The organism is Nocardiopsis metallicus (genome assembly GCF_014201115.1).
GTDB lineage: Bacteria > Actinomycetota > Actinomycetes > Streptosporangiales > Streptosporangiaceae > Nocardiopsis > Nocardiopsis metallicus.
In genome coordinates this window covers 7,397,905-7,424,250 of sequence record NZ_JACHDO010000001.1, presented here as the reverse complement: position 1 = coordinate 7,424,250, position 26,346 = coordinate 7,397,905, and the positions used below count along the sequence as shown (strand labels likewise).

Genomic DNA, 26,346 nt, shown 5'->3' with positions numbered 1-26,346 from the left:
CGGTTGCGCGTCCCGCCCTGGAACACCCTGTCATCGGGTCTCCGGTACGGGCCTCGGCCAGCGGGCGGGGGCGGTACCTGGAGCCCACGACCGAGTCGCCTCACCTTACCCGAGTCAAGCAGGTATCGTCAGCACAAGGTGACAATTAACGCTTTGGGAAAAAATCGCATAAATTCCCACTAAGGTTCGGTGTCCGCCGGGTGCCTGTCGGGTTCTATCCGCCCCTCGCACCCTGAGCCCGGTCGGTCGCCGCGCGCACCACGACGTCGGCGCAGGCGTCGGTGGAGAGGGCGGTGGAGTCGATCACCAGGTGGTAGTGGTCCGGGTCGGCCGGGTCCGCGCGGTAGAAACGGCGCACGTAGGAGGCACGGGCCCGGTCGTTGTCGTCCAGCAGCCGCAGCGTGGGCGGGTCGGTCCCCCAGCCGTGGCCGCCGCACTCCTCCCGGTCGCCCGTGTCCCACAGCTGCCGCGCCCTGCGCAGCCGGGCCTCCCGGTCTCCGTCCAGCCGCACGTGCAGTGCGCCCGGGTGGTCGGCCAGAACCACCGCGGCGGCCCGGCCCAGGATCACCCCGCCGTCGCGGGCGACGTCGCGGATGACGCGTTCGGTCTGCTCGACGAACTCGTGGTCGTAGAGGAGCCGGCCCTCGTCGTTGGTGGTGCCGATGAAGGCGGTGTCCACACTGCCCAGCGTGACGGTGGGCAGGCGGGCCGCGCTGGACAGGAGCCGTTCGAGCCCGCCGGGGGCGCGGTCGTCGCGCTGGAGGACCTCGTCCAGGGAGCAGCCGATCTCGGCCGCCACAGCACTGGGCACCGCCCGGTTGAGGAAGGGGCACCGCCCGGTTGAGGAAGGGGACGTGCAGCCGGGCGGCGACGGCGGGGCCGACCACGCTCCCCCCGGCACCGAAGGTGGCCGAGATCGTGACCACGGGTTCGCCGCCGTGCGCGCGTGGTGCTTCATTCGTCGCCATGGGGCACCTGCCGGGGTCGCCGTGCGGGCCGGTGGCCCGCTGTTGCGCATCTTGTACCCGGTGAACGGGTCCCTATCCCCGTCATCTTCAAACCAGTAAATACGTGCTGTTTTCCCACTCATGGGCATGAGATGGGATAAAGCACCCCGGAACAACCGGAATCAACCTGGTCGTTCCGGGGCCTGGATGATAGGGCTCAGACCAGCACCGGTCAGAACAGCGCCGAGGTGAGCTTGCGGCGGGCCGCGTTCACCCTCGGGTCGCCCGCGGGCAACAGCTCGAAGAGGGAGATCAGGTGCTCGCGCACCCGGTCGCGGTCCTCGTCAGCGGTCTGCTTGACCGTCTGGATGAGCCGGTCGAAGGCGTCATCGAACTTGCCGCCGTACATGTCGATGTCGGCGACGGTGATCTGCGCGTCCACGTCCGCCGGGTTGTCGGCCGCGGCCTGTCGCACGGCGGGTCCGTCCACGTCCTGGAGGCGGCCGATCAACCGGATCTGGGCGAGCTTGGCCCGCAGGTCGCCGTTTTTCGGGTCGGCCTCGAGCGCCTTCTCGAAGACGGCCGCGGCGGCCTCGAAGTCACCGCGCTCCAGGGCCTCCTGGGCCTGCGCGCTGATCGGGTCCGCCTCGGGCTCGGACTCACCGCCGAAGTCCTCCTCCGGCGCCGCGGAGGGGTCGCCGTCCACCGTGCCGGGGTGCCCGGGGGGCAGCATGCCCTGCTGGGCGAGCGCGCCGAAGACCTGCGTCAGGGCCTCGCGCAGCTGATCCTCGGTGGCCGGACCCTGCATCAGGGGCATGACCTGGCCCTGCACGGCGATGATGATCGTGGGGGTACCGGAGACCCGGAGCGCCTGCACCAGCTGCGGGCTGGCGTCGCTGTCCACCTTGGCCAGGAGCCAGTTTCCGCCGGAGCCCTGGGAAAGCTTGTCGAGGACCGCCTCGACCTGCTTGGACTGCTCGGACCAGCTCGCCAGCACCGCCAGCACGACCGGGGCGGCCATCGACCGCTCCAGTACCTGCTGGAAGTTGGACTCGTCGGCGTTGACGGAGTAGGGGTTGGATCGACCGGCCGACTCCTCGGCGCGCTGCTTGGCCTCACGCTCCAAGGCCGCCTTGCGCGCCCCGAGGTCAACCGCACTGTTCGGTGAAAAGTCCGAAGGCTGCATGTTCCCTATCCTGCCGCATCCCGGGACGGCGCGAGGACCGCCCCGGGGAAGCCCTAGTAGTACTTTGTTAACTCGTGTCGGGTGGGTGCTGCTGTGCGAGTGGCCGTTGGCAGGTGGAACACACGCCGGTCCAGCACAGCAGCACCCCCTGGAGCGCCTCCAGGACCTGGTACAGACTCAGACCGACGTCTGCGTTTTTGGGTCGAGTCTTCGCAGGGTGAGGAAGGCCTGAGCAGCGGTGACCAGGGTGACGTGGTGGTGCCAGCCCCGCCAGGTCCGCCCCTCGTAGTGATCCAACCCCAAACCGTGCTTGAGCTCGCGGTAGTCGTGCTCGATGCGCCACCGGATCTTGGCCAGACGCACCAGGTGCCGCAACACGGTGTCCGCGGGCAGACTGGACAACCAGTAATCAGTCGGGGCTTCGTGATGGGGCGGCCATTCAGCGATCAGCGTCTCGGGCGGCAACACCCCGTCCCACCCCGACCGGCCGCCCGCTTTCTCCAGTGCGGCCTTGTGAGCTGCGGCCCCAGCGGGACGCACCGCCATGACCAGGAACCGGCCCCGCATCGATCCACGAGACCCCTGCCGCCAAGTGCACCGCCGCAACGCACCACGCCCCTGTTCCAGAGCCAGCTCCTTAAGCGAGCGGGCCGGGGTGCGGTAGCGCGGCTGAGGCGGGCATCCCCTGCCTTTGCGCCGTTCAGGGAGGTGGGGAACCGCCTGGCCGGGGTGGGCGTTGACGTCTTCACGCACCGCGACCACGTAGTCCAAACCACGCTCGGCCAGCCCCTCGCGGAAAGCGTGGTTTTGCCCGTATCCCGCGTCGGCCACTACTACCTGGTCCTGGAGCCCCCAGGAGCGGGCCTGGTCGATCATGTCCAGGGCCAGACGCCATTTCTCCCGATGCCCCACTCCGTCGGGGATGCCGGTCTTGGCTCGGCGGGCATCGGCCGGATCAGCCCACTCCTTGGGCAGGAACAACCGCCAGTCCAAGGGGACCGAGGCGGCGTCGGTGACCGCGTGCAGGCTCACCCCCACCTGGCACAACGACTTCTTGCCCAAAGCACCGCACCACTGGCGCACCGCCCCCGCTGAGTGGTTCCCGGCCTTGGGAAAGGAGGTGTCGTCGATCACCCACGCATCGGGGTTGATGGCCTGGCTCACCTTGGTGGCGATCCGACGCCGGACCGGGGTGTGCTCCCAGGGGGAGGAGGCCACGAACTGCTGCAATGCCTGCATATTGCCGTCAGGGAGCCGTTCGGCCATGGGTTGGATGGACTTACGGCGTCCGTCCAGCATCAGTCCACGCAGGTAACACCCGCCCCACTGACGGCTATCACGGCGAGGGATGGAGGCGAAGACCTCGGCGCAGAAAGCGTCGAGGTCTTCGCGGAGTTCTTCCACAGCGTCCAGGTCCACCCGTCCATCATGGCGGAGCCACGCTGGAAAATCAGGTACTTAACAAAGTACTACTAGATCGTTGATGGGGGTTTGGTGTCCTGGTCAGTGGTCGTAGGCGATCAGGGACCGCTTGACCGGGGCACCGATCAACCAGTTGTGCCAGATCGCGGCGTTGAGCGCGCAAATCCTCTGACAGGTGCGCGCCCACAACCCTTCCGTGGTGCGGGCCGCGTGGCGCTCCAACCCCAGCTGGTTCTTCAACGTCCAGATCACCGCCTCAACGCGTTGACGCAGCCAGGACGGGAACACCTCCACCTCGGGTTCGGGCTCATCCTCGCGGATCGGGCGGATGAGTAGATAACCCAGCTCAGCCGCATCAGCCTCGATCTTGGCTCCGGCGAAGCCCTTGTCACACACGATCGGGCCCGGCCCGGGAGCGCAGGCCTGAACGTGCAGCAGGTGCAGGGCCTGAGCACGCTCGTCCAGCTCTTTGGGATGAGCCAGGCTGAACGCGCACACCGCTCCCTCGGTAGTGGTGATGAGCATGAGCTTGGCGCCCCAGTAGAAAGCGTGGTGGGAGACATCGCGTCCATATCCGGCGATCTCGCCCAGCATCGAGCGGTTGACCGTGGTGCGCGAAGCACCGCAGCGCAGCGGGGTGCCGTCCATCAACCGCAGCCGCTCCCACCAGGTAGGCACGGCCCTGGCCAACCACATCGCTGCTGTGAACAGGGCCGGTGCCAGATCACGCAGGTGGCGGTTGTACTCGGACTGGCCGGGCAGGCGGGGGAAGAGGTGGCCGATCCGGGCCGGTGCGGCGCGCAGCCAGTGGCGCTCTGAGTCATGGCGCAGCAGGACTTGCGCGATGGCCACGCACACGAGTTCTGCGTCGGTGAGCAGCCTTTTGGGGCCGCGTTTGCGGGGTTGTTCACGCGAAGGCAGGACGTGGTCGTCCAGATGGACGTAGAGTGCGGTCAGAAGGGCGTCAAGGTTGGTCGTCACACACCGATCCTTGACGCCCTTCGTCATGGGCGCAGGAGTTCCAGAAAACTCCCATCAACGATCTAGGCGAACATCAGAACTGCGGGTCCTCCGTGTAGGTGCCGAACTCCTGACCCATCGTGGCGCAGATCTCGCCGAGGGTGGCCTCGGCGCGGGCGGCGTCCATGATGAGCGGGATGAGGTTGCCGTCGTCGGCGCGCACGCCCTCGAGGAGGCGGGCCAGGGCGCGGTCGACGGTGCCGGTGTCGCGGGCGGAGCGGCGTTCGGCCAGGACGCGCTTCTGCTCGTGCTCGACCTCGTGGCTGATCTTGAGGATGTCCAGCTCGCCGGAGACGGTCTCGGTGTGGCAGTTGACGCCGACGATGCGCTTGTCGCCCTTCTCCAGTGCCTGCTGGTACTGGAAGGCGGATTCGGCGATCTCGGAGCTGAAGTAGCCGTTCTCGATCCCGGCGAGGATGCCGGAGGTCATCGGGCCGATGCGGTGTTCGGCGTCCGCTCCCCCGCCCATCTGGAGGATGTGCTCGAAGATCCGCTCGGCCTCGGCCTCGATCTCGTCGGTGAGGGCCTCCACGTACCAGGAGCCGCCGAGGGGGTCGGCGACGTTGACGACGCCGGTCTCCTCCATCAGGACCTGCTGGGTGCGCAGGGCGATCTCGGCGGACTGCTCGGTGGGCAGCGCCAGGGTCTCGTCGAGGGCGTTGGTGTGCAGGGAGTTGGTGCCTCCGAGCACCGCGGAGAGCGCTTCGACGGCGGTGCGCACGACGTTGTTGTAGGGCTGCTGGGCGGTGAGGGAGACCCCGGCGGTCTGGGTGTGGAACCGCAGCCACTGGGCCTTCTCGGTCTTGGCCCCGTAGGTGTCGCGGATCCAGCGGGCCCAGATGCGGCGGGCGGCGCGGAACTTGGCGATCTCCTCGAAGAAGTCGATGTGGGCGTCGAAGAAGAAGGACAGACCGGGCGCGAAGCGGTCGATGTCCATGCCTCTGGACAGGCCGAGCTCCACGTAGCCGAACCCGTCGGCCAGGGTGTAGGCCAGCTCCTGCGCGGCCGTGGCCCCGGCCTCGCGGATGTGGTAGCCGGAGACGGAGAGCGGCTTGAAGGCGGGGATGTGCTCGGCGCAGTACTCCATCAGGTCGCCGATGAGGCGCAGGTGGGGTTCGGGCGGGTACAGCCACTCCTTCTGGGCGATGTACTCCTTGAAGATGTCGGTCTGGAGCGTGCCGTTGAGGCCGCCGATGTCCACGCCCTGGCGCTCGGCGGCGACCAGGTACATGCAGAAGGCCGGGATGGCCGGTCCGCTGATGGTCATGGACGTGGTGGTCTCGCCGAGGGGGATGCCGTCGAAGAGCAGGTCCATGTCGGCGACCGAGTCGATGGCCACGCCGCAGTGGCCGACCTCGCCGAGGGCCTGCGCGGAGTCGGAGTCGTAGCCCATGAGGGTGGGCATGTCGAAGGCGACCGAGAGCCCGCCGCCGCCCTGGGCGAGGATCATCTTGTAGCGCTCGTTGGTCTGCCTGGCGTTGCCGAAGCCGGCGAACTGGCGGATGGTCCAGGCGCGGCCTCGGTAGCCGGTGGGGTAGAGGCCGCGGGTGTAGGGGTACTCGCCGGGCCAGCCGATCCGCTCGAAGCCGGGGACCTCGGCGCCGGGCCGGGGGCCGTAGGCGGGTTCGAGGGTCCGCCCGGACAGCGTGGTGAAGTCGGCGTCGCGCTTGCGCGCCGAGTCGTAGCGGCGCTGCCAGCGGTCGCGTCCGGCCTCGATGCGGTGGGCCCCGCCGCCGTTGGTGGGGTCTCCTGTGGTGTTCGCCATACCAAGATAGTAGGACGTCCAACTAAATATGTACAGAAGAGGCGCCCGTGGCGCCTGCGCGCCCGGACCGCCCCTGGTCAGCGCCCTTCTGCTGCCCCGGCGACCGGGGCGGGGAAGTCACCGAAGTCCACCCGCAACCGGGTGAACATCTCGTGCATGCGCCAGAGTTCCTCGTCGGAGTAGCAGCCCAGGCCGAAGTCCATGCCCAGGAGCGCCTGGGTGGCCTCCTCGGTGACCTCGCGTCCGGCGCCGGTGATCTCCGCCAGCACGCCGCGGCCGTCGCTCGGATTGGGGCGGCGGAGCACCAGGCCCTGCCCCTCCAACCGGTCGATGGTGTTGGTGACGCTGGTGGGGTGCACCATCAGGCGCTCACCGATCTTGCCCAGCGGCAGCGAGCCGGAGGAGCTGAAGGTGAGCAGGACCAGGGCTTCGTACCGGGCGAAGGTCAGACCGAACGGCTTGAGGGCACCGTCCAGCTCGCCGATGAGGATCTGCTGCGCGCGCATGAGGGAGGTGACCGCCGCCATGGCGGGCGAGGCACCCCATCTCTGACTCCAGTTGTCGTGAGCGCGCTCGATCGGGTCGAACGGAAGGTTCAAAGGGTTTCCCACGCCGTCACTCTAGGCCGTGTTCCGCGGACGCCGAACGGCGCCCGTGTTCGGGACCGGGCTTCGAAAACGCCTTCCACGCACATCAACACCTCCTCGTCAAGAGCTTTCCATGGCCACAAGGGGACAGAAGCCCGCCGAGGCGACTGGTCCGCACCCCCACCTCGGAAACGCCGCTGGTAGCGCACCTCACACGGGTCGAACACGAGGCACACGTGAAAAAAGCCCGGTGGAGCTCATTGACGAGCCCAGAAACTATTAGTTAAGTTTCCTAAAAATTTAATTCCCCATGTCAGAGGCTTCGAGATGACTCAGCGCCCCCGCCGGTCCCGCTCACCGCCCCCGCGTCCGCGGCCATGTCCCTGTGCACCCGAACCCCGCTGTCGGCATCCTCTCGCCGACGGTCGGCACCCCTCCCCCACTGCCGCTCACGCACCAGGAGACCTCACAACGTGAGAACCCCACGCATCAGAAACCCGCTCGCGGCACTGTTCGCCGCGCTACTCGTCATCCCGCTCGCGCTGTTCGCCGCCCCCGCCTCCGCCGACACCTCGGACGTCACGGTCACCTACGTGGAGTCCGGGCGCTGGGAGAGCGGCTACGGCGGCCAGCTCACCATCGACAACGCCTCCGACGCACCGCTGTCCGACTGGACCGTCCGGTTCACCCTCCCCCAGGGCAGCACCATCACCAGTCTGTGGAACGCCTCCCACTCGGTCTCCGGCGGCGTCCACACCGTCACCCCGCCCTCGTGGGGAGCCACCGTTCCCGCCGGAGGCAGCTACTCCATCGGCTGGAACGGTGCGCACACCGGCGGCGAGACCATCCCGCAGGACTGCACCGTGAACGGCAGCCCCTGCTCGGGCGAGCCCGGCGATCCGGACGAGGAACCGCCCACGGCTCCCGGCGACCTGACCGTCACCGGGGTCACCGCCAGTGCCGTCTCCCTGTCCTGGGGCGCGGCGACCGACAACGTCGCCGTGGCCGGGTACGAGGTGATCTCCGACGACGAGGTGGTCCGCGCGGTCGGCGCCCAGACCCTGAGCGCCACCGTCAGCGGCCTGGCCGCCGAGACCGAGTACACCTTCACCGTCCGCGCCTACGACACCTCCAACAACCGCGGCCCGGAGAGCGAACCGGTCACCGTCACCACGGAGGAGGGCGACGGCGGTGGGCCCATCGACCCGAACGAGGACCTGCGGGTCGCCTACTTCACCCAGTGGGGCATCTACGACCGCGGCTACCTGGTGAACAACCTGGAGACGTCGGGCACCGCCGAGAAGCTCACCCACATCAACTACGCCTTCGGCAACGTCAACGCCGGCGGTGAGTGCTTCATGGCCAACCAGCTGGGCCAGGGAGACGCCTGGGCCGACTACGGCCGTTCCTTCAACGCCGCCCAGAGCGTGGACGGGGTCGGGGACGTGTGGAGCCAGGACCTGCGCGGCAACTTCAACCAGCTCCGCAAGCTCAAGGAACTGCACCCGGACCTGAAGGTCAACATCTCGCTGGGCGGCTGGACGTGGTCCCAGCACTTCTCCGACGCCGCGCTCACCCCCGAGTCCCGCGAGCGCATGGTCAGCTCCTGCATCGACCTGTACCTGAAGGGCAACCTGCCCATCTTCGACGGCGCGGGCGGCCCCGGATCGGCCAAGGGCGTCTTCGACGGCATCGACCTCGACTGGGAGTGGCCCGCCTCCTCCGGCCACGAGCACAACGTGGTGCGCCCCGAGGACAAGGAGAACTTCACCGCCCTGGTCCAGGAGTTCCGTGACCAGCTCGACGACCTGGAGGCCGAAACGGGGCGCGACTTCGAGCTCACGGCCTTCCTGCCCGCCGACCCGGAGAAGATCGAGCTGGGCTTCGAGATGGACCAGCTCATGCCCAACTTCGACTTCGTCACCATCCAGGGCTACGACTACCACGGGGCCTGGGAGGACACCACCAACCACCAGTCCAACCTGCTCGAGCACCCCGACGACCCGGGGCCGAACGTCTTCGCCACCGACACCACCATCCAGGCCTACCTGGACCGCGGGGTCGACCCGGCCGACATGGTGCTGGGCCTGCCCTTCTACAGCCGCGGCTGGACGGGGGTCCCGGCCGGACCCAACGGTGACGGCCTCTTCCAGGACGGCACCGGTCCCGCTCCCGGCAGCTACGAGCCGGGCATCGAGGACTGGAAGGTCGTCAAGGACCTGCCCGGCTTCGAGCTGTACCGTGACAACGACCTCGGTACGGCCTGGCTGTACGACGGCAACACGTTCTGGACCTACGACGACGAGATCGCCCTGACGCAGAAGACCGACTGGGCCGTGGACAACGGCCTGGGCGGGGTCATGATCTGGTCCATCGACGGCGACGACGCGGACGGCAGCCTGATGGCCGCCGTGGACGCCGCCCTCGGCGGCTAGACCGCTCACACCGCCTCCCCCGCGTCATCGACCACATGAGAAACCGGAGCCCCGACCACTTCGGTCGGGGCTCCTATCCCTCAAGCCGTCCGAAGTCAAGGCCCTCTGATGGCCGCAAGGGGACAGTTCCGGGCTCAGGCCACTGGTCCAGTCCGCCAACTCGGCAGATCCACTGGAAGGGCGGGGCGCCATCGTGAAAACCCGAGATCCGGCGAAGAAACTTCCCCGCAGGGCGTTGACGCCGCCTCTAATTATTAGTTAAGTTTCCTAAAAATTTATCCCCCCACGTCAGGGCAGCGAGAAGCGCTCAGGCCCCTGACTCTGACTCCGCCCCCCACAGGAGACTCGCGACGTGAGCTCACGACGACTCAGAAACCGCCTCGCGGTGGTGGCCGCCGCCGTAGTGGTGGCGCCGATCGCCCTCTTCGCGCCACCCGTGACCGCGGAGGAGGCCGACGCCGCCGACCTCCGGGTCACCTACGTGGAGTCCGCCCGCTGGAACACCGGCTACACCGGCGAGATCACCGTCCACAACGCCTCGGGCACGGAGCTGTCCGACTGGACCCTGGAGTTCGACCTCCCCGAGGGCAGCGGCGTCCACCAGCTGTGGAACGCCACCCTGGAGGGCTCCGCCGAGGACGGCTACACCGTGACCCCGCCGCACTGGGGCGCCACGATCCCCGCCGGGGGCACCTACGAGTTCGGCTTCAACGGGATCCACACCGACGGCAACAGCCACCTGCTCAACTGCACCATCCAGGGCTCCCCCTGTGCCGGTGAGCCCCACCAGGGCCTCCAGCACGGAGACCTCAGCGTCGCCTACTTCACCCAGTGGGGCGTCGAGGAGCGCGGCTACCAGGTCCGCGACCTCATCGACTCCGGCAGCGCCGAGAAGCTGACGCACATCAACTACGCGTTCGGCAACGTCAGCGCCGACGGCGAGTGCTTCATGACCAACGAGCCCGAGCAGGGCGACGCGCAGGCCGACTACGGCCGGGTCGTCCCCGCCTCGGAGAGCGTCGACGGCGCCGCCGACGGCCCGAACCAGCCCCTGCGCGGCAACTTCAACCAGCTGCGCAAGCTGAAGGAGCAGTACCCGAACCTGCTCGTCAGCGTCTCGCTGGGCGGCTGGAACTGGTCGGAACACTTCTCCGACGCCGCGCTCACCGCCGAGTCCCGCGAGCGCTTCGTCCGCTCCTGCGTCGACCTTTACCTGAAGGGCGACCTGCCGCTGATCGACGGCGCGGGCGGCGAGGGCGTCGGCTACGGCGTCTTCGACGGCATCGACCTCGACTGGGAGTGGCCCGCCTCCGACGGCAACCCGCACAACGTCGTCCGTCCCGAGGACAAGGAGAACTTCACCGCCCTGGTCCAGGAGTTCCGCGACCAGCTCGACGAGCTCGGCGAGGAGACCGGCCGCCACTTCGAGCTCAGCTCGTTCATGCCCGCCGGCCCCTGGCGGATCGACACCGGCTACGAGCTGGACGAGATCATGCCGAACTTCGACTTCATCACGGTGCAGGGCTACGACTACCACGGCACCTGGGAGAGCGTCACCAACCACCAGTCCAACCTGGCCCCGGACCCGCGCGACCCGGGCGACGTGATCTCCACGCAGACCACCGTGCAGGCCTACCTGGACCGCGGGGTCGACCCGGAGAAGATCGTGCTGGGCGTGCCCTTCTACAGCCAGGGCTGGACTGGCGTGGAGCCCGGCCCCGAGGGCGACGGGCTCTTCCAGCCCGCCCAGGGCCCGGCGCCGGGCACCTACGCCGACGGCACCGAGGATTACCGCAACCTCAAGGAGCTCTCCGGCTTCGACCTCTACCGCGACGACGACCTCGGCACCGCCTGGCTCTACGACGGTGAGACCTTCTGGACCTTCGACGACGAGGTCTCCATGACCCAGAAGACCGACTGGGTGACCGACAACGGTCTGGGCGGGGTCATGATCTGGTCCATCGACGGCGACGACGCCGAGGGCAGTCTGCTGAGCGCCATCGACGCGGCGCTGGGGAAGTAGCGCCCACAGACCCCCGTCTCCGGCCTCGGCCGGAGCGGGAACCAGCGGCGTCGGTGCTCTGATCCGGGGAGCACCGCCGCCAAGGCCGGGACGGACCGACGTGCGACGGTCCGCCCCGGCCGCCTTTGTGTCGAAGGCAGTGTCTCCACACCGGAACGGCGCTGGCCCGGACTAGGCTCCCGGGTCGGCGCCCAGTTCCTTCAGTAGCAGGTCGGCGGCGGCGTAGGGGTCGCGCTCCCCCGCCGCGACCTCCCCGGCCAGGCCGTCCAGACCGCTGTCCGCGCCCACCCCGCCCATCCGGGCGCGCAGCAGGTCCAGCACGATCGCCTGTACCTCGTGGCGGGCGCGTTCGCGACGCCTGGTCGCGAGCTCGCCGGACTCCTCCAGGTGGGCGTAGTGGTCCTCGACCCGCCCCCAGAGCTCGTCGACGCCCTCGTCCTTGGCGGCGACCGTCATGACGATCGGCGGTTTCCACTCCGCCTCGTCGCGGTCCTTCATCGCGACCATCTGGCGCAGCTCGCGCAGGGTGACCTTGGCGCCGTCGCGGTCGGCCTTGTTCACCGCGAACACGTCGGCGACCTCCAGCACCCCGGCCTTGGCCGCCTGCACCGAGTCGCCCATGCCGGGAGCGCACAGCACGACGGTCGTGTCCGCCTGACCGGCGATCTCCACCTCGGCCTGGCCCACGCCGACGGTCTCCACCAGGATCACGTCGAACCCGGCCGCGTCCAGCACCCGCAGCGCGTGCGGGGTGGCCCAGGAGAGCCCGCCCAGGTGCCCGCGGTTGGCCATGGACCTGATGTACACGCCCGGGTCGGTGGCGTGCTCCTGCATCCGAACCCGGTCGCCGAGCAGGGCACCGCCGGTGAAGGGCGAGGAGGGGTCGACCGCCAGGACCGCGACGGTCAGGCCCTTGGCCCGCACCGCGCGCACCACGGCGTTGGTGGTGGTGGACTTGCCGACCCCGGGCGACCCGGTGAACCCGACCACGCGGGCCCGGCCGGTGTGGAGCGCCAGCCCCGCCATGATCTCGCGCAGTTCGGCGGCACCGTTCTCGACCAGGGTGATCGCGCGGGCCAGCGCCCGGCGGTCACCCCCGCGAACCCGTTCGACCAGCTGGGGGGCGTTCATGCGACTCCTCGATTGTGACGGGCGGAGAAGAGGAGGGGCGAGGGCTTGTGGCCCTCGCCCCTGTGTTCTACCAGGTACGACTCGGCGTCGGCAGGCACCGGCGCCCCTGCGCGAACTACTTGGCAGGCACCGTGAACAGCAGGGCGTCGCCCTGCCCGCCGCCACCGCACAGGGCGGCCGCGCCGAGCCCGCCGCCACGGCGGCCGAGCTCGTGGATCAGGTGCAGGGCGATGCGCGCGCCGGAGGCGCCGATCGGGTGACCGATCGCGATGGCGCCGCCGTTGACGTTGACGATGTCCTCCGAGACCCCGAGGTCCTTGGTGGACTGGATGCCGACCGCGGCGAAGGCCTCGTTGATCTCGATGAGGTCGAGGTCGCCGATCTCCTTGCCCGCCTTGGCCAGCGCGTGCTTGATGGCGTTGGAGGGCTGGGAGTGCAGCGAGTTGTCCGGGCCCGCCACGTTCCCGTGCGCGCCGATCTCGGCGAGGATCGGGGCGCCGAGCTCCTCGGCCTTGGCGCGGCTCATCACGACCACCGCGGCGGCGCCGTCGGAGATCTGCGAGGAGGAACCCGCGGTGATGGTGCCCTCGCGGTCGAAGGCCGGGCGGAGCTTGCCCAGGCTCTCGGCGGTGGTACCGGGGCGGATGCCCTCGTCGGCGGAGAAGCCGACGGGGTCGCCCTTGCGCTGCGGGATCTCGACGGGGACGATCTCCTCGTCGAACAGGCCCTTCTCGGCAGCGGCGGCGGCGCGCTGGTGGGAGCGGGCGGCGAACGCGTCCTGCTCGGGGCGCTCGATGCCGAGCTTGCTGTTGTGGCGCTCGGTGGAGGCGCCCATGGAGTCGCCCTCGAAGGCGTCGGTGAGGCCGTCGTGCGCCGTGGCGTCCAGGACCTCGATGGAGCCGTACTTGTAGCCCTGTCGCGACTTGGGCAGCAGGTGCGGGGCGTTGGTCATGGACTCCATTCCGCCCGCGACCACGATGTCGAACTCGCCCGCGCGCACGAGCTGGTCGGCCAGGGCGATGGCGTCCAGGCCGGACAGGCAGACCTTGTTGATGGTCACGGACGGGACGTCCATGGGGATGCCCGCCTTGACGGCGGCCTGGCGGGAGGGGATCTGACCGGCGCCCGCCTGCAGCACCTGTCCCATGACCACGTATCCGACCTGTTCGCCGCTGATGCCGGCGCGCTCCAGCGCGGCCTTGATCGCGAAGCCGCCCAGGTCTGCGGCGGAGAACCCGGCGAGGGAGCCGAGGAGTCGGCCGGTGGGGGTACGAGCCCCACCGACGATGACGGAACCGGGCATCTTAACTGGCCTCCAAGTGATGGGTGACGCACCTGGTCTGCAACGATACCCACACACATCACATCGAAGTTCGGGAGGTTCGCCAGTGAGTGACGCACCCAGCCCCACCGGCCCGTTCTCCGGTCTGAGCCGGTTGGACCACGTGGGGATCGCCTGCCACGACCTCGACGCGTCCATCGAGTTCTACCGGAGCACGTACGGCTTCGAGGTGGAGCACGAGGAGGTCAACGAGGAGCAGGGCGTCCGCGAGGCGATGCTCCGGATCAACGGCACGGACGACGGCGGCGCCACCTATCTGCAACTGCTGGAGCCGACTCGGGAGGATTCCCCCGTCGCGAAGTTCCTGGCCCGCAACGGCGAGGGCGTGCACCACATCGCGTTCGGCACCGGTGACGTGGCCGCGAGCGCGAACGGGATCGGCGAGCGCGGGGTGCGGGTGCTGGACGCCGAGCCGCGCACCGGCACAGCGGGTTCGCAGATCGTCTTTCTGCACCCCAAGGACTGTGGCGGCGTTCTCACCGAGTTGGTACAAAGCACCCACTAGGGACACGCCGAAGGCGTGATTCGCCCGATTCACGTCACGGGGACGTTCCGGACACATCACAGCTTGAGTTCCACCGGTGCGGCTGACCATAGACCCCACCGGAAGTTACCCGAAACCCCCTTCCCAGGGGTTCCACGCTTGATAAAGTCGGCTAGCTGCCGGATGTGCTTTTCTTCCGGCGTTGGTCCATGTCTTGCAGTCCGGTCAGTGAGCCGGGCCAGTCGTACCCGCACGTGCCCACCGCACCGGGACGACCGTCGGAGGCGGTCAGGGCCGCTCGAGAGCCCGTCGCACCAATCCGCCTGCGCCTCGGCCCGCACTTCCCGGGCACAACCCGTCCACCGGGGGCACAGCAGCCGCCCTCCTGTCTGCCCCTGGCAAGTTCGCAAGTAGCCGTCTCGCACCCGTTCAGGATTCCGCCACATGTCGTCAAACAACATTGACACCCAGCTCAACAACATCTTCGACGAAGACAACACTCCGCCCGAGTTCGACGTGGTGCTGCGTGGCTTTGACCGCACCCAGGTGCAGGACTACCTGGACGGCCTGCGCAACGAGGTCAAGCAGTCCAACAAGCAGCTCGAAAAGGCCAAGAACGAGCTGAACGCCAAGAACCGTCAGCTCCAGGAGCGGGAGCGCCCCTCCTACTCCGGTCTGGGCTCGCGTATCGAGGAACTGCTGCGCCTGGCCGAGGAGCAGGCCAACGAGCTGGTCCAGAGCGCCCAGATCGACGCCAACGACATCCGTTCGGCCGCTCAGATCGAGGCCGCCGAGATGCGCGCCGCCGCCGAATCGGAAGCCACCGAGGTGCGCACCCTCGCCCAGCGCGAGGCCGACGAGCAGCGCCAGGCCGCCGAGGCCGAGGCCGAGGAGATCAGCACCACCGCCCGCCGCGAGGCCGACGAGCTGGCCTCGACCACCGAGCGCGAGGTGCAGAAGAAGCGTTCGGCCGTCGACCACGAGATCGCCGAGAAGCGCGCCACCTTCGAGGGTGAGATCGCCAAGCTGCGGACCACCACCGAGCGCGAGTGCGCCCAGGCCCGCGCCGCCGCCAAGCGCGAGCGCGACGAGACGATCCAGTCGGCCAAGAGCCAGGCCGAGGAGCTGCGCAAGAACGCCGAGCGTGCTTTCGCCGAGTCCGAGGCGCGCCGCACCGAGACCGAGGACCAGTTCGAGCTCCAGCTGGCCGACCGCCGCGCCGAGGCCGAGCGCCAGGACGCCGAGCGCCTGGCCGCCGCCCAGGCCGCCACGCAGAAGATGGTCAACGAGGCCGAGGAGCGCGCCGCCAGCGCCGAGCAGCGCGCGACCAACGCCAGCCAGCAGGCCGAGCAGACCCGCCGCGACGCCGAGAACCACGCCAAGCAGCTGGTCAGCAACGCCAAGAAGAACGCTGGCCAGATCGAGGCCGAGGCCAAGTCCAAGGCCGAGCACCAGCTCAGCGACGCCAAGTCCGAGGCCAACCGCATCCTGACGGCCGCCAAGAAGGAGGTCGACGAGCTCAACCGCCAGCGGGACAGCATCCAGTCGCACCTCCAGCAGCTGCGCCAGCTGCTCGGCGGTGGCGGCGCCCCGGCGGCTCCGGCCGCGCCCGCTGCCCCCGCGCCCGCCGCGATCCAGCAGGAGGCCCCGGCGGCTCCGGCCGCCCCCGCCATGCCCGCGGCGGAGGAGCCCAAGCAGCCGGCCCACTCCGGCAAGGGCTCCGACGACGAGGACTGGTGGCAGGAGTAACGACCGGCCGTCCCGGCTGAGTCGTTCCGACACGACGAAGGGCCCGGCCCCAGGATTCACTCGGTGGATCCCAGGGGCCGGGCCCTTCGTCATGGCGAGAGGAGGATGGGTCGCGCGGTTCAGCGGAAAGGGCGGCGGACCTGGTCGCGGGCCCACAGGTGGGCGAGCAGGTTGTCCCAGTCCCCCGCCTCGTACAGGCCGCCGCTGGAGGCGACCCAGTAGGACTGGGTGGACTCACCGAAGTAGATGATCAGGTTCCGGTACCGCTGCTGGAGGAGCGCGGCCCGGGTGTGCTCGGTGGAGAACTCGGCGCGGTGGCCGCCCAGGCGGGGCAGGCCCTGCGCCCGGCAGGCCCGGCAGGAACGGTGCGCGCAGGCGGGACAGGTAGCGCCGATCACGCGGTTCTCCTGCGAGGCCCGGGGCATGGGGATAGGATTCATCGTTGATCCTGCTTTCTTACTTTTCAGAGCGTGGAAATCAGGGATTGTGGGGCTCAGAAGACGTGGCAGCGTCTCCTGAGCCCTCTTGCGTTCGCAGTACTTCTCAGGACTTCTCAAGGCTGTTCCAGCGGCTCTCGCTCAGGTCATAGGCGAGGAAGAACCAGACGCTCCGGTACTCCGGGTGCCCGTTGTCGCCCCAGCGGGTGGAGAGGGCGTCGACCATGGCCAGCCCCCGCCCCGCCTCCGAGTCGAGGTCGAGCCCGCCCGGGTGCGGGACCAGCGGCCCGTGCGGGACCGGTCGCAGACTGCCCTGGTCCCGGCAGGTCAGAAGCATTCCGTCGCTGGTGCGCTCGACCACGAGGGTGTAGGTAGCCCCGAACTCACTGGAGCGCGAGTGGGCGACCGCGTTGTTGGCCAGCTCGGCACCCAGGAGGGTGAAGAGGTGGCGGTAGTCGGTGGACTGATCCGCCCCGCAGGTGCTCAGGAACATCCGAACCAGGGGGAGCAGGGACGCGTTCCCGGGGAAGCTGTGCTGACGCTTACGGAAGTAGGCCCCCTCCATGCCCCCGGAGAAGTAGTGCGCGCAGTAGGGCTTGATGAAGCTGGCCAACGGGACCGTGACCTCGCTCCGCGCGAGTTCGGGGGCGAACGTGGGCATAACGAACACACTCCTTGGCATGACAAAGCACGAACAGGGGTGGGGGAAGCTCGCCCGTTGGAAATTTCGTGAACCCACGACGCACGGAACGGGCTGGGCATAGCCTGACCAGTAAGAACCTGAGGATTCTGATGGTGCACTCGTCCTGGCTACAACTTCATCTTGTAACTGCGATTCTCAGTTGTCAACGCATAACTGAGAATCGGCGAACAATTTGCTAGGTTGTCCCATATGCACCGGCCATACAGCCCCACCATCCGACGCAGGCGACTGGGCTTCGAGCTGCGCCGCCTCCGCGAAGAGCACGGCCTGACCCTGGATGAAGCCGCCAAAGGCTCGGGGGTCCCACGGGCAACCGTGGGAAAGATCGAAACCGCCGAGTCTCGCCGAACACGGACCCGTGACCTGGACGCGTTGGCAGACCTCTACCAGGTTGACCAGGAAAAGCGCGAGGCTCTACACCGTCTTTCAGCCGAGTCCAAGATGAAGGGCTGGTGGTCTCGCTACAAGGACGTCTTCAGCGAGCACACCCTTCCCGACTTCGAGGCCGAGGCGTCCGCTTTGCGTACTTATGAGGCACAAGTAATGCCGGGACTGTTTCAGACCCCCGAATACGCAGAAGAGGTCTTCAAGGGCGGTCGAGCCACCAATGACACCGGTATCGCACGTCAGGTTGAGGCCAGAATCGCACGCCAGCAAATTCTGTCGCAGGTCAGAGCTCCTCATGTGACCGCCGTGATCGATGAGGCGGTACTGCGGCGTATCGTGGGGGACCGCAGCATCATGACAGAGCAACTGGAGCACCTTGAGCACCTGGCGCTGCGCCACAACATTGACATCCAGATCCTCCCCTTCACCAGCGGCGCACACCTGGGCATGGCGGGAGCGTTCACCATCTTGGACTTCCCAGAGCCTCGGGACCCCTCGATCGTCTACGCAAGCACAGCGGCTGACGGCCTGTACTTGGATCAGGCAAGCGACATCGACCACTTCAACGTCTCCTTCAGTAACGTGCAGGGGGCAGCGCTATCGTCAACAGCGTCAATGCGGCTCATCGCTGGCGTCAAAGCATCGATAGAAAGCGAAAGCGAATGATCCTGGAGTTCCGGAAGAGCAGCTACAGCGCGCAGGATGTCAACTGTGTAGAGGTTGCTCAGATCCCCACTACCTTCCGGAAGAGCACCCACAGCGGCCGGGACCAGAACTGCGTCGAGGTCGGCTCGCTCCCCGGGGGTGCCGCCCTCCGGGACTCGAAGCACCCCGACGCCGGTCACCTGCCCTTCCCCAAGAGCGAGTGGGCGTCCTTCCTCACCACCGCTCTCACGTAGCCCTCACCCCGAAGACCCGCCAAAGAACGAAGCCCGGCCGCGACCACCTTCAGGTCGCTGCCGGGCTTCGTCGCCGGTAACCCGGCTCAGCCGGGACCAGCCACAATCAAGCAGGATCAGGCACGATCAGGCCGTGTCCTTCTCCCACGGGCCGTCCCACTCCGTCGGCAGCGGGTAGGCCTCGGGGTTGACCACCTTGACGATCTCGTCGAGGACGCGGCGCACGTAGGGCTCACCGACCCACAGGTGCTTGGCTCCGTCCACGCCGATGATCTCGGCCTGGCTGAGCGGCGCGAAGCGTTCGCGGGCCTCCTCTGGCCTGAGGTAGTCGTCGTGTTCGGGGACCAGTGCCACGACCGGCTTGCCCGAGTCCGCCCACACCCTCATGTCCGCCTCACCGGCGCGGTGCAGCGGCGGGGACAGCAGCAGCGCCCCCTGGACCTGCGGGTCGCAGCCCCACTTGAGGGCGAGCTCGGTACCGAAGGACCAGCCCAGCAGCCAGGGTTCGGGCAGGTCCTCGAACTCGGTGAACTCGATGGCGGCGAGGACGTCGTGCTTCTCGGTCTCCCCCTCGCCGAACTCGCCCTCGCTGGTGCCGTGGCGGGAGGTGGTCCCGCGCGTGTTGAAGCGCAGCACCGCGATGTTGGCCAGCGCGGGCAGCCGGAAGGACGCCTTGCGCATCACGTGGCTGTCCATCATGCCCTCGGCGGTGGGCAGCGGGTGCAGGCAGATGATGGTGGCGGCGGGCTTGCGGCCTTCGGGGAGGGCGAGCTCCCCGATCAGTTCCAGACCGTCGGCGGTGTGCAGCGTGACGGGTCGTCGCACGGCGGGCAGCACCGTGGTGGCTCGGATCTGCATGACTCCTCTTCCGTATGGTCCGGGTCAGTGTCTGGGAGACCTGGGAGAGCGCTGGGAACGCCGCTCCCAGCAGGAGGAGTGCCAGTGGCGCCGGTCGCCGCCGTCGCCGTAGGGGCGCCAGGCGACGACGTGGGGCATGCCCGTGGGGATCTCCTGGGCGCAGCCGGGGCAGCGGTAGACCTTGGTGGCGGCGGCGCCGGAGATCCGGCGGGTCACCCACTCACCGTCCGAACCCGTCTCTCTGCGCTGCCCTCCGGTGACGCGCAGCATGAGGGCGTCCTCGTCGGGGGGACCACCGGGGGCGTTGTTGCCCCGGGCGGCTTTGCGGCGGGGGCTGTTACGGCGCGGGCTCACCCTTCAAGGGTAGGAGAAAACAGACAGTGGCCGCCGTCACACCACGAGGGTGTGACGGCGGCCACCGGTCACTCGGAGAGCGAGGAGAACCCTCAGCCGTGGCAGGCGCAGCCGCCGCCACCGCCGTGGGAGGAGTCCTCCTCGGCGTCGGGGAGCATGTCCATGAGCAGCGGGGCGGGCACCAGGACGCTGGTGAGGCTGTACTCGCCCATCGCCACCAGGGTGGTGATGACGCTCTCCGCGCCTCGCTCCTCCAGGAGCTCGGTCGGGCCCTTCGGGTAGCCGCAGCCGAACCGCATGGCGGTGTCGACGTCCTTGGCACTGGCGTAGCCGTCGCCGATCATGCGCATGGCGTCGTCGATCTGCGGCGCGATGAGCATCTCGCCCAGGTCGAGGGTCTCCTCCTCGCGCACGATCTTGGCGAGGCGGCTGGTGCGCGGGGGCTCGGGGGCCTCGTCCCTGCCGCCGTAGAAGCCCTGGCCGGTCTTGCGGCCGAGACGGCCCGCGGTGACCATGCGGCGCAGCAGCGGGGAGGCGGAGTAGCGCGGATCGCGGAACTCCTCCCAGAGCACGTCCATGACGGCCAGGCAGATGTCCAGGCCGACCAGGTCGGCGAGGGTGAGCGGGCCCATCGGAAGACCGGCGGCCTTCTTGACGGACTCGTCGATCTCCTCACGGGTGGCGATCCCGCGCTCGTAGAGGCGGATCCCGTCGTTGATGTAGGGCACCAGCAGCGCGTTGGCGACGAAGCCGCCGCGGTCGCCGATCGTGATCGGCGTCTTGCCGATGCGCTTGGCGACCTCGGTGACGACGTCGACGGTCTCGGGGCTGGTGGAGACGGTGGTGATGACCTCGGCCAGCTTCATGACCGGGGCCGGGTTGAAGAAGTGCAGACCGACGACCTTCTCGGGGCGGTCGGTCAGCGCGGCGATCTCGGTGACCGACAGCGATGAGGTGTTGGTCGCCAGGATCGTGCCGGGCGGGCAGATCCGGTCGAGGTCGCTGAACAGGTCGCGCTTGATCTCCATGCGCTCGGGGACGGCCTCGATGACGAAGTCCGCGTCCGAGAGGTCCTCGCGGGACGTGCTGAACGTGAGGCGGGACTCGATCGCCGAGCGCTCCTCCTCGGTGAGTTTGCCCTTGCTGACCGCACGCGAAAGGGACTTGTCCACGTGACCACGGCCGCGGTCGAGGGCGGCCTGGTCGATCTCGACCCCGACGACGTTGAACCCGGCCCGAGCGAACACCTCAGCGATGCCCGCACCCATCGTGCCCAGTCCTACGACGCCGACCTTGTCAAATTCCTGCACCATGGGCCCCACCTTAGACGCCCCTCGCACCCGGCTCGCGCACCGGGACCAGTTCTTTACTACTGGCCGGTAGCACCGCTTTCCCGCCCCTCGGCCCGGACCGGCACCACGACGACGGCCAGCGCCGAGAACACCGCGCCCACCGCGAACACCGCGGGCAGCCCGGAGAGGGTGATCACGGCGGCCATCAGCACGGGGGTCAGCGTCGTACTGACCGCCTGGAGCCAGTTCTGCACTGCCAGGGCGCGCCCGGCCCAGGCCGTCCCGGCGATCTCCGCGACGGAGAGGAAGGTCAGGCCGTTGTGCCACATCGTCAGAACCAGGCAGAGCAGGACCAGCGGAACGGCCGACCACCCCCAGGCGTTCGGCAGCAGGGTGAGCAGGACCAGGGCGAGACCGGACACCACCGCCAGCCACCGCACCGGCCGCATGCGGTTCCCGGTCCGGTCCGACCACGCCCCGAGCAGCAACCGCCCGGCCGCCCCGGGGACCTGCGCGGCCGCGACCACCGCCCCGGCGGCGGGCGGGCTCCAGCCCTGCTCCTGGACCAGGTAGATGACCGTGTAGACCATCAGGGTGACCTGGGGAACGCCGAGGAGCATGCTCAGGCCGTGCACCCGCCAGATGGTCCACCGGCGGTACGGGGACCCGGACCGCGCGGGAGCGGGCCCTGATACCGGAACGGCCTTCCCGGACCGTTCCGTACGGCCCTCGGCTCCGCCCCGGGGCGGAGCGCTCGCCATGGCCAGGACCAGGGGGACGGCTACCAGTGCGAGCGCCCCGGGGAGCAGCATCGCCCCGACGAAACCCCACGCGTCCGCCGCCCGGGGCAGCACCAGCGCGGAGAGCCCCACCCCCAACGGCAGCGCCGACTGGCGGATCCCCATGGCCAGCCCGCGTTCAGTCCGCTCGAACCAGGTCAGCACCAGGCGTCCGCTGGCCGCGTTGACCGGGCCGCCCACCGCGCCCACGAGGAACAGCACCGCGGCCACGCTCCACAGTTGCGAGGCCGTCCAGAGCAGGCCGAGCGCACCCGCCGTGAGTAGCAGGCTCAGCGCCATGGTGGCCCGCTCCCCCGCCCGGTCGATCACCACGCCCCACAGCAGCAGGGTCAGCAACAGCCCGAACGAGGGCAGCCCGGCGAGCATCCCCGCCTGCGCCGTGGTGACCCCGAAGGCCTCGCGCAGCTGCGGCAGGACGACCGGTACCCCGAACATCGCCGAGACACTGGCCACCTGCGCCACCATGCTGACCGACAGGATCATCCAACGGTTGCGAACGAGCATCCCGACAGCGTAGGGAGAACCGGCCCGGCCCGGCCCTGCCCGCCGCCCCCGCCCCTCCCGGTTCGGGCTCCGGCCCCCGAACCGGCCTCGCGGGCCCGGCGGAGGCGGTAACGTGACGTCCCGTGCGTCTTGTCATCGCGCGGTGCAGCGTCGACTATGCCGGCCGGCTCACCGCCCACCTGCCCATGGCTCCCCGCCTGATCCTGATCAAGGCCGACGGGAGCGTGTCCATTCACGCCGACGACCGGGCGTTCAAGCCGCTGAACTGGATGAACCCGCCGTGCAAGCTGCGCGAGGAGACCGTCGAGGACGGCCCCGACGTGTGGACGGTCACGCACAGCAAGTCCGGCGAGAAGCTCGTGCTGACCATGGAGGAGATCCTCCACGACTCCTCACACGAGCTCGGCAAGGACCCCGGCCTCCAGAAGGACGGCGTCGAGGCCCACCTCCAGGAGCTGCTCGCCGAACACATCACCACCCTCGGCGAGGGATACACCCTCATCCGCCGCGAGTACCCCACCGCCATCGGTCCCGTGGACATCCTGTGCCGCGACGGCGAGAACCGGACCGTCGCGGTGGAGCTCAAACGGCGCGGGGACATCGACGGCGTCGAGCAGCTCACCCGCTACCTCGAACTCCTCAACCGGGATCCCTCCCTGGCCCCGGTGACCGGTGTGTTCGCGGCACAGGAGATCAAACCCCAGGCCAAGGTCCTGGCCGAGGACCGCGGGATCACCTGCGTGGTCCTGGACTACGAGGAACTGCGCGGCATCGAGCCGGACACGCTGCGCCTGTTCTGAACCCGGGCCCGCCCTCACCCCAGGTTTGCCCTCAACCCTGAGCCTGTTCCGGGCCGAACCCCGAGCCCGTGTCCTCCGAGTGGAGGACACGGGCTCGTCTTCGCGGCGGATACCCCCGTTCCCGGCCCCGCGGGAAGCTCGGCGCATGAACCAAGCAAGCGACACCGTGATCGAGGTCAACGGACTCAGGAAGAAGTACGGCGACACCGAAGCCGTCGCCGGGATCGACCTGAGTATCCGACGGGGCGAGATCTTCTCCTTCCTCGGCCCCAACGGCGCCGGGAAGAGCACCGCCGTCGAGATCCTGGAGGGCTTCCGCCACCGGGACGGCGGTAGCGCCCGGGTGCTGGGCGAGGACCCCGGGAAGGCCGGGCGGGCCTGGCGCTCGCGGGTCGGCATCGTCTGGCAGAAGGAGACCCAGGTCCCCAAGTTGCCGGTGCGCGACGTCGTCCGGCACTTCGCGGGTTACTACCCGCTCGCCCACGACCCCGACGAGGTCGTCGAGCGGGTCGGGCTCGGCCCCAAGGCCAAGGAACTGGCCGAGTCCCTCTCCGGTGGGCAGCGCCGCCGCCTGGACGTGGCCCTGGGCATGGTCGGCCGACCCGAACTCCTCTTCCTGGACGAGCCGACCACCGGTTTCGACCCCAAGGCCCGACGCGAGTTCTGGGGCCTGATCCGGGACCTGGCCGACGGCGGCACCACCGTCGTGCTCACCACGCACTACCTGGAGGAGGCCGAGGAGCTGGCCGACCGGGTGTGCGTGATCGCGCGCGGCCGGATCCGGGCCGTGGACACACCCGCCGCGCTCGACGGGCGCGCCTCCGCGCAGGCCACGGTGGGCTGGCTGGAGGACGGTCAGCGCCGTGAGATCCGCACCGACGAACCCACCCGAGCCGTCTCCGAGCTGGCCACGCGCTTCGTCGGGGAGGTTCCGGAACTGAGTGTGCACCGCCCCACCCTCGAGGAGACCTACCTCGGGATGATCCAGGACGACGAGGCCGAGGAGGCCGCGGTATGAGCACCCCCGCCACCGACCCCACCGCCCCCGCCACGGCACCGGACCCGACCGGACCCCGCGCCCGCCGCGCCGCCGTTCCGACCGGTTCGCGGGGCCGCCTGCCCGGCCCGCTCCGGGTGGGCCTGTCCCGCGGCTGGATGGAGATCCGCACCTTCGCCCGCGAGTGGGAGAGCGTGATCTTCACCTTCTCACTGCCCGCCCTGATCCTGGTGATGTTCGCGTCGATCTTCGACGGCCTCTACGACATGGGCATCCCCACGGTCGACTACTACCTGCCCGGCATCATCGCCATGGGCCTGATGTCGGTGAGCTTCCAGACCCTGGGCACGGCCATCGCCGCCGAACGCGAGTACGGCACGCTACGGCGTCTGCGCGGCACCCCGATGCCGCCCAGCGCCTACTTCGTCGGCAAGACGGTCCTGGTGCTGTTCCTCGCGTTCGGCCAGCTGGCCCTGCTCCTGGCGGTGGCCGGTCTGTTCTTCGACGCCAACCTGCCCTCGACCGCGCAGGCGTGGGCCACCATCGCCTGGGTGCTGCTGCTCGGTACGATCGGCTGTTCCCTGCTGGGCATCGCGATCAGCTCGCTGGCCCGCACCGCCCAGGCCGCCTCCGCCGTGGTGGTCGTGCCCTTCCTCATCCTTCAGTTCACCTCCGGCATCTTCGTACCGGTGATGGTGCTGCCGGACTGGGTGCTCAACGCGGCCTCCCTGTTCCCGCTGCTCTGGATGGCCCAGGGCATGCGCGCCGGGTTCTTCCCCGACGAGATGGCCGCGCTGGAGCAGTCCGGAGCCTGGGATCTGCCCATGGTCGCCCTCGCCCTGGGGGCCTGGTGTGTGGTGGGCTTGGTACTGACCCTGCTGACGTTCCGCTGGAAGACGCGTAAGGACGGATGACCGCGATGACGAACCGGGCTCCGGACACGGGCACGGCTCCGGAGCCCGCCCCCGGCGGTGAGGACCGCTCGGCCCCCGAGCCTGCCGGGCCCCCCACGGACCTCTCCGCGTCCGCGGCCTCGGCCCGGCACGCCTTCGACGTGGGCATCTGGTGGGACGTGTACTTCACCTTCGCGATGTGCGGTCTGATCGTGGTCGCGCTGCTCACCGGGCCGCCGGAGTGGCGGTTGACGACAGCGGCGCTGATAGCCTCGGTCATCGCCGTCTACTACGGGGTGGCCAGGAGCTACGTCAAGACCGACGGAAAGCGTCCGGGCTGGGCCAGCCCGCTGGTGCTGGCGTTGCTGCTGCTCGCGCCGGTCCTGCCCGCGGTGGTTATGAACCCCACGCTGACCTTCGTCCTGGTGGCGTTCGGCCCGCTCGCCTTCATGTCGTTGGGCAGTCCGCTCGCGGTGTCCGCCATGGGTACGATCCTGCTCCTGCCCGGCCTGATCCAGGGCTTCCTCGGGAACCGGGAGTGGTCGGATGTCGGACTCAACTTCCTGTTCAACGGGGTGATCCTCGGCTGCGCCCTGTGGTTCGGCACCTGGTTCGAGAAGATCGTCGTGCAGAGCGTCGAACGGTACGAGCTCATCGAGAAGCTGCGCCGCAGCCAGGAGGAGGCCGCGCGCCTTTCCGAACAGGCCGGGGCGCTGGCCGAACGCGAACGGCTGGCCCGCGAGATGCACGACACCCTCGCCCAGGGGTTCACCAGCATCATCACGCTCACCCAGGCGGTGGAGTCCGAACTGGACAGCGACCCGGCGACCGCCCGCCGTCACCTGGCGCTGATGCGCGAGACCGCCGCCGAGAACCTGGCCGAGGCGCGCGCGATGGTCGCCGCCCGGCAGGCGGTCCCGGTGGTGAGCGGCGACCTGGACGGAGCGCTGACCCGGATCAGTGAGCGGCTCGGCCAGGAGCTCGGCATCGAGGTGACCGCGACCGTCACCGGCACCCCCGAGGAACTCCCCAACGACCTGCGGGTGTGCCTGCTGCGCACCGCCCAGGAGGCCCTGGCCAACATCCGCAAGCACGCCGACGCGAGCCGCGCCCGGGTCACCCTGGCCTACACCGACGTCGGGGTCGCGCTCACCGTCGCCGACGACGGTCGGGGCTTCGACTCGTCCGTTCCCTCCGACGGCAACGGTCTGGCCAACATGCGCCACCGCGCGGAGTCGGTCGGCGGGCTGCTGGACCTGGAGAGCAGCCCCGGCCTGGGCAGCACCATCCGCCTCACCATCCCCCACGACGACGCGGACGAATGATCCGCC

The 26,346-nt window shown here is 69.1% G+C and carries 23 protein-coding genes and 1 pseudogene; 10 read left to right on the top strand and 14 right to left on the bottom strand.

The window, feature by feature from the left end; all coding sequences use genetic code 11:
- Positions 1–214: 214 nt before the first annotated feature.
- The 6 genes and pseudogenes from HNR07_RS32685 to HNR07_RS32660 form a co-directional block, all read right to left on the bottom strand.
- A pseudogene (locus tag HNR07_RS32685) lies at positions 215–968 on the bottom strand (cytidylate kinase-like family protein).
- A gap of 211 nt (positions 969–1,179) precedes the next feature.
- Positions 1,180–2,133, bottom strand: a complete 954-nt coding sequence (locus HNR07_RS32680; protein WP_184370475.1) for a tetratricopeptide repeat protein — start codon at positions 2,131–2,133, stop codon at positions 1,180–1,182.
- 177 nt (positions 2,134–2,310) lie between these two features.
- A complete protein-coding gene (locus HNR07_RS32675; RefSeq protein ID WP_184364603.1) occupies positions 2,311–3,552 on the bottom strand; it encodes an IS701 family transposase in 1,242 nt (413 codons plus the stop codon).
- An 84-nt stretch (positions 3,553–3,636) separates the two neighbouring features.
- Entirely contained in the window at positions 3,637–4,536 is a 900-nt protein-coding gene (locus tag HNR07_RS32670; protein WP_184370156.1) for a transposase, read from the bottom strand.
- Positions 4,537–4,609: 73 nt separating this feature from the next.
- Complete coding sequence (locus HNR07_RS32665; RefSeq protein WP_184370472.1) at positions 4,610–6,340, bottom strand: acyl-CoA mutase large subunit family protein; 1,731 nt, start codon at positions 6,338–6,340, stop codon at positions 4,610–4,612.
- A gap of 77 nt (positions 6,341–6,417) precedes the next feature.
- Entirely contained in the window at positions 6,418–6,939 is a 522-nt protein-coding gene (locus tag HNR07_RS32660; protein WP_184373025.1) for a MarR family winged helix-turn-helix transcriptional regulator, read from the bottom strand.
- Between the two features lie 461 nt (positions 6,940–7,400).
- Here HNR07_RS32660 and HNR07_RS32655 point away from each other — a divergent pair, with 461 nt between their 5' ends.
- Together HNR07_RS32655 and HNR07_RS32650 are read left to right on the top strand one after the other, a co-directional pair.
- Positions 7,401–9,362 (top strand): glycoside hydrolase family 18 chitinase, encoded by a 1,962-nt coding sequence (locus HNR07_RS32655; RefSeq protein WP_184370471.1) that lies wholly within the window; start codon positions 7,401–7,403, stop codon positions 9,360–9,362.
- Between the two features lie 352 nt (positions 9,363–9,714).
- Positions 9,715–11,385 carry a glycosyl hydrolase family 18 protein gene (locus HNR07_RS32650; protein WP_184370469.1) on the top strand — a complete coding sequence of 557 codons (1,671 nt, stop codon included), beginning with the start codon at positions 9,715–9,717 and terminating at the stop codon, positions 11,383–11,385.
- Between the two features lie 171 nt (positions 11,386–11,556).
- Here HNR07_RS32650 and meaB read toward each other — a convergent pair whose 3' ends face one another.
- Together meaB and HNR07_RS32640 are read right to left on the bottom strand one after the other, a co-directional pair.
- Positions 11,557–12,516 (bottom strand): methylmalonyl Co-A mutase-associated GTPase MeaB, encoded by a 960-nt coding sequence (meaB, locus tag HNR07_RS32645; protein WP_184370466.1) that lies wholly within the window; start codon positions 12,514–12,516, stop codon positions 11,557–11,559.
- Positions 12,517–12,631: 115 nt separating this feature from the next.
- The gene (locus HNR07_RS32640) at positions 12,632–13,819 is read right to left on the bottom strand and encodes an acetyl-CoA C-acetyltransferase (protein ID WP_184370464.1); all 1,188 of its coding nucleotides are present in this window, start codon (positions 13,817–13,819) and stop codon (positions 12,632–12,634) included.
- Between the two features lie 85 nt (positions 13,820–13,904).
- On the opposite strand from HNR07_RS32640, the gene mce reads away from it, so the two are divergent.
- A complete protein-coding gene (mce, locus tag HNR07_RS32635) occupies positions 13,905–14,363 on the top strand; it encodes a methylmalonyl-CoA epimerase (RefSeq protein ID WP_184370462.1) in 459 nt (152 codons plus the stop codon).
- 423 nt (positions 14,364–14,786) lie between these two features.
- Positions 14,787–16,091 (top strand): DivIVA domain-containing protein, encoded by a 1,305-nt coding sequence (locus HNR07_RS32630; protein ID WP_184370460.1) that lies wholly within the window; start codon positions 14,787–14,789, stop codon positions 16,089–16,091.
- 119 nt (positions 16,092–16,210) lie between these two features.
- Here HNR07_RS32630 and HNR07_RS32625 read toward each other — a convergent pair whose 3' ends face one another.
- Entirely contained in the window at positions 16,211–16,531 is a 321-nt protein-coding gene (locus tag HNR07_RS32625; protein ID WP_184370457.1) for a hypothetical protein, read from the bottom strand.
- Between the two features lie 103 nt (positions 16,532–16,634).
- On the bottom strand, positions 16,635–17,189 hold the full coding sequence (locus tag HNR07_RS32620) for an ATP-binding protein (protein WP_184370454.1): 555 nt from the start codon (positions 17,187–17,189) through the stop codon (positions 16,635–16,637).
- 231 nt (positions 17,190–17,420) lie between these two features.
- Here HNR07_RS32620 and HNR07_RS32615 point away from each other — a divergent pair, with 231 nt between their 5' ends.
- Both HNR07_RS32615 and HNR07_RS32610 read left to right on the top strand, forming a co-directional pair.
- Complete coding sequence (locus HNR07_RS32615) at positions 17,421–18,284, top strand: helix-turn-helix domain-containing protein (RefSeq protein ID WP_184370451.1); 864 nt, start codon at positions 17,421–17,423, stop codon at positions 18,282–18,284.
- Positions 18,281–18,517, top strand: a complete 237-nt coding sequence (locus HNR07_RS32610) for a DUF397 domain-containing protein (RefSeq protein ID WP_184370448.1) — start codon at positions 18,281–18,283, stop codon at positions 18,515–18,517. Before HNR07_RS32615 ends, HNR07_RS32610 begins: the two co-directional genes overlap by 4 nt.
- 126 nt (positions 18,518–18,643) lie before the next feature.
- Here HNR07_RS32610 and HNR07_RS32605 read toward each other — a convergent pair whose 3' ends face one another.
- From HNR07_RS32605 to HNR07_RS32590, 4 genes are all read right to left on the bottom strand, one after another.
- Positions 18,644–19,375: an alpha/beta hydrolase gene (locus HNR07_RS32605; protein ID WP_184370445.1), complete on the bottom strand. Its 732-nt coding sequence runs from the start codon at positions 19,373–19,375 to the stop codon at positions 18,644–18,646.
- A gap of 24 nt (positions 19,376–19,399) precedes the next feature.
- Positions 19,400–19,729: an ATP/GTP-binding protein gene (locus HNR07_RS32600; protein WP_184370442.1), complete on the bottom strand. Its 330-nt coding sequence runs from the start codon at positions 19,727–19,729 to the stop codon at positions 19,400–19,402.
- Between the two features lie 92 nt (positions 19,730–19,821).
- Complete coding sequence (locus HNR07_RS32595) at positions 19,822–21,042, bottom strand: 3-hydroxyacyl-CoA dehydrogenase (RefSeq protein ID WP_184370439.1); 1,221 nt, start codon at positions 21,040–21,042, stop codon at positions 19,822–19,824.
- A gap of 56 nt (positions 21,043–21,098) precedes the next feature.
- Entirely contained in the window at positions 21,099–22,325 is a 1,227-nt protein-coding gene (locus HNR07_RS32590) for an MFS transporter (RefSeq protein WP_184370436.1), read from the bottom strand.
- A 122-nt stretch (positions 22,326–22,447) separates the two neighbouring features.
- On the opposite strand from HNR07_RS32590, the gene nucS reads away from it, so the two are divergent.
- The 4 genes from nucS to HNR07_RS32570 all read left to right on the top strand — a co-directional run bounded on the left by nucS (position 22,448) and on the right by HNR07_RS32570 (position 26,340).
- The gene (gene nucS / locus HNR07_RS32585; protein ID WP_184370433.1) at positions 22,448–23,125 is read left to right on the top strand and encodes an endonuclease NucS; all 678 of its coding nucleotides are present in this window, start codon (positions 22,448–22,450) and stop codon (positions 23,123–23,125) included.
- Positions 23,126–23,270: 145 nt separating this feature from the next.
- Positions 23,271–24,143: an ABC transporter ATP-binding protein gene (locus tag HNR07_RS32580; RefSeq protein WP_184370430.1), complete on the top strand. Its 873-nt coding sequence runs from the start codon at positions 23,271–23,273 to the stop codon at positions 24,141–24,143.
- Positions 24,140–25,036: an ABC transporter permease gene (locus HNR07_RS32575; protein ID WP_184370428.1), complete on the top strand. Its 897-nt coding sequence runs from the start codon at positions 24,140–24,142 to the stop codon at positions 25,034–25,036. The genes HNR07_RS32580 and HNR07_RS32575 overlap by 4 nt, the downstream gene beginning before the upstream one ends.
- Entirely contained in the window at positions 25,033–26,340 is a 1,308-nt protein-coding gene (locus tag HNR07_RS32570) for a sensor histidine kinase (RefSeq protein ID WP_184370425.1), read from the top strand. Before HNR07_RS32575 ends, HNR07_RS32570 begins: the two co-directional genes overlap by 4 nt.
- Positions 26,341–26,346: the final 6 nt, after the last annotated feature.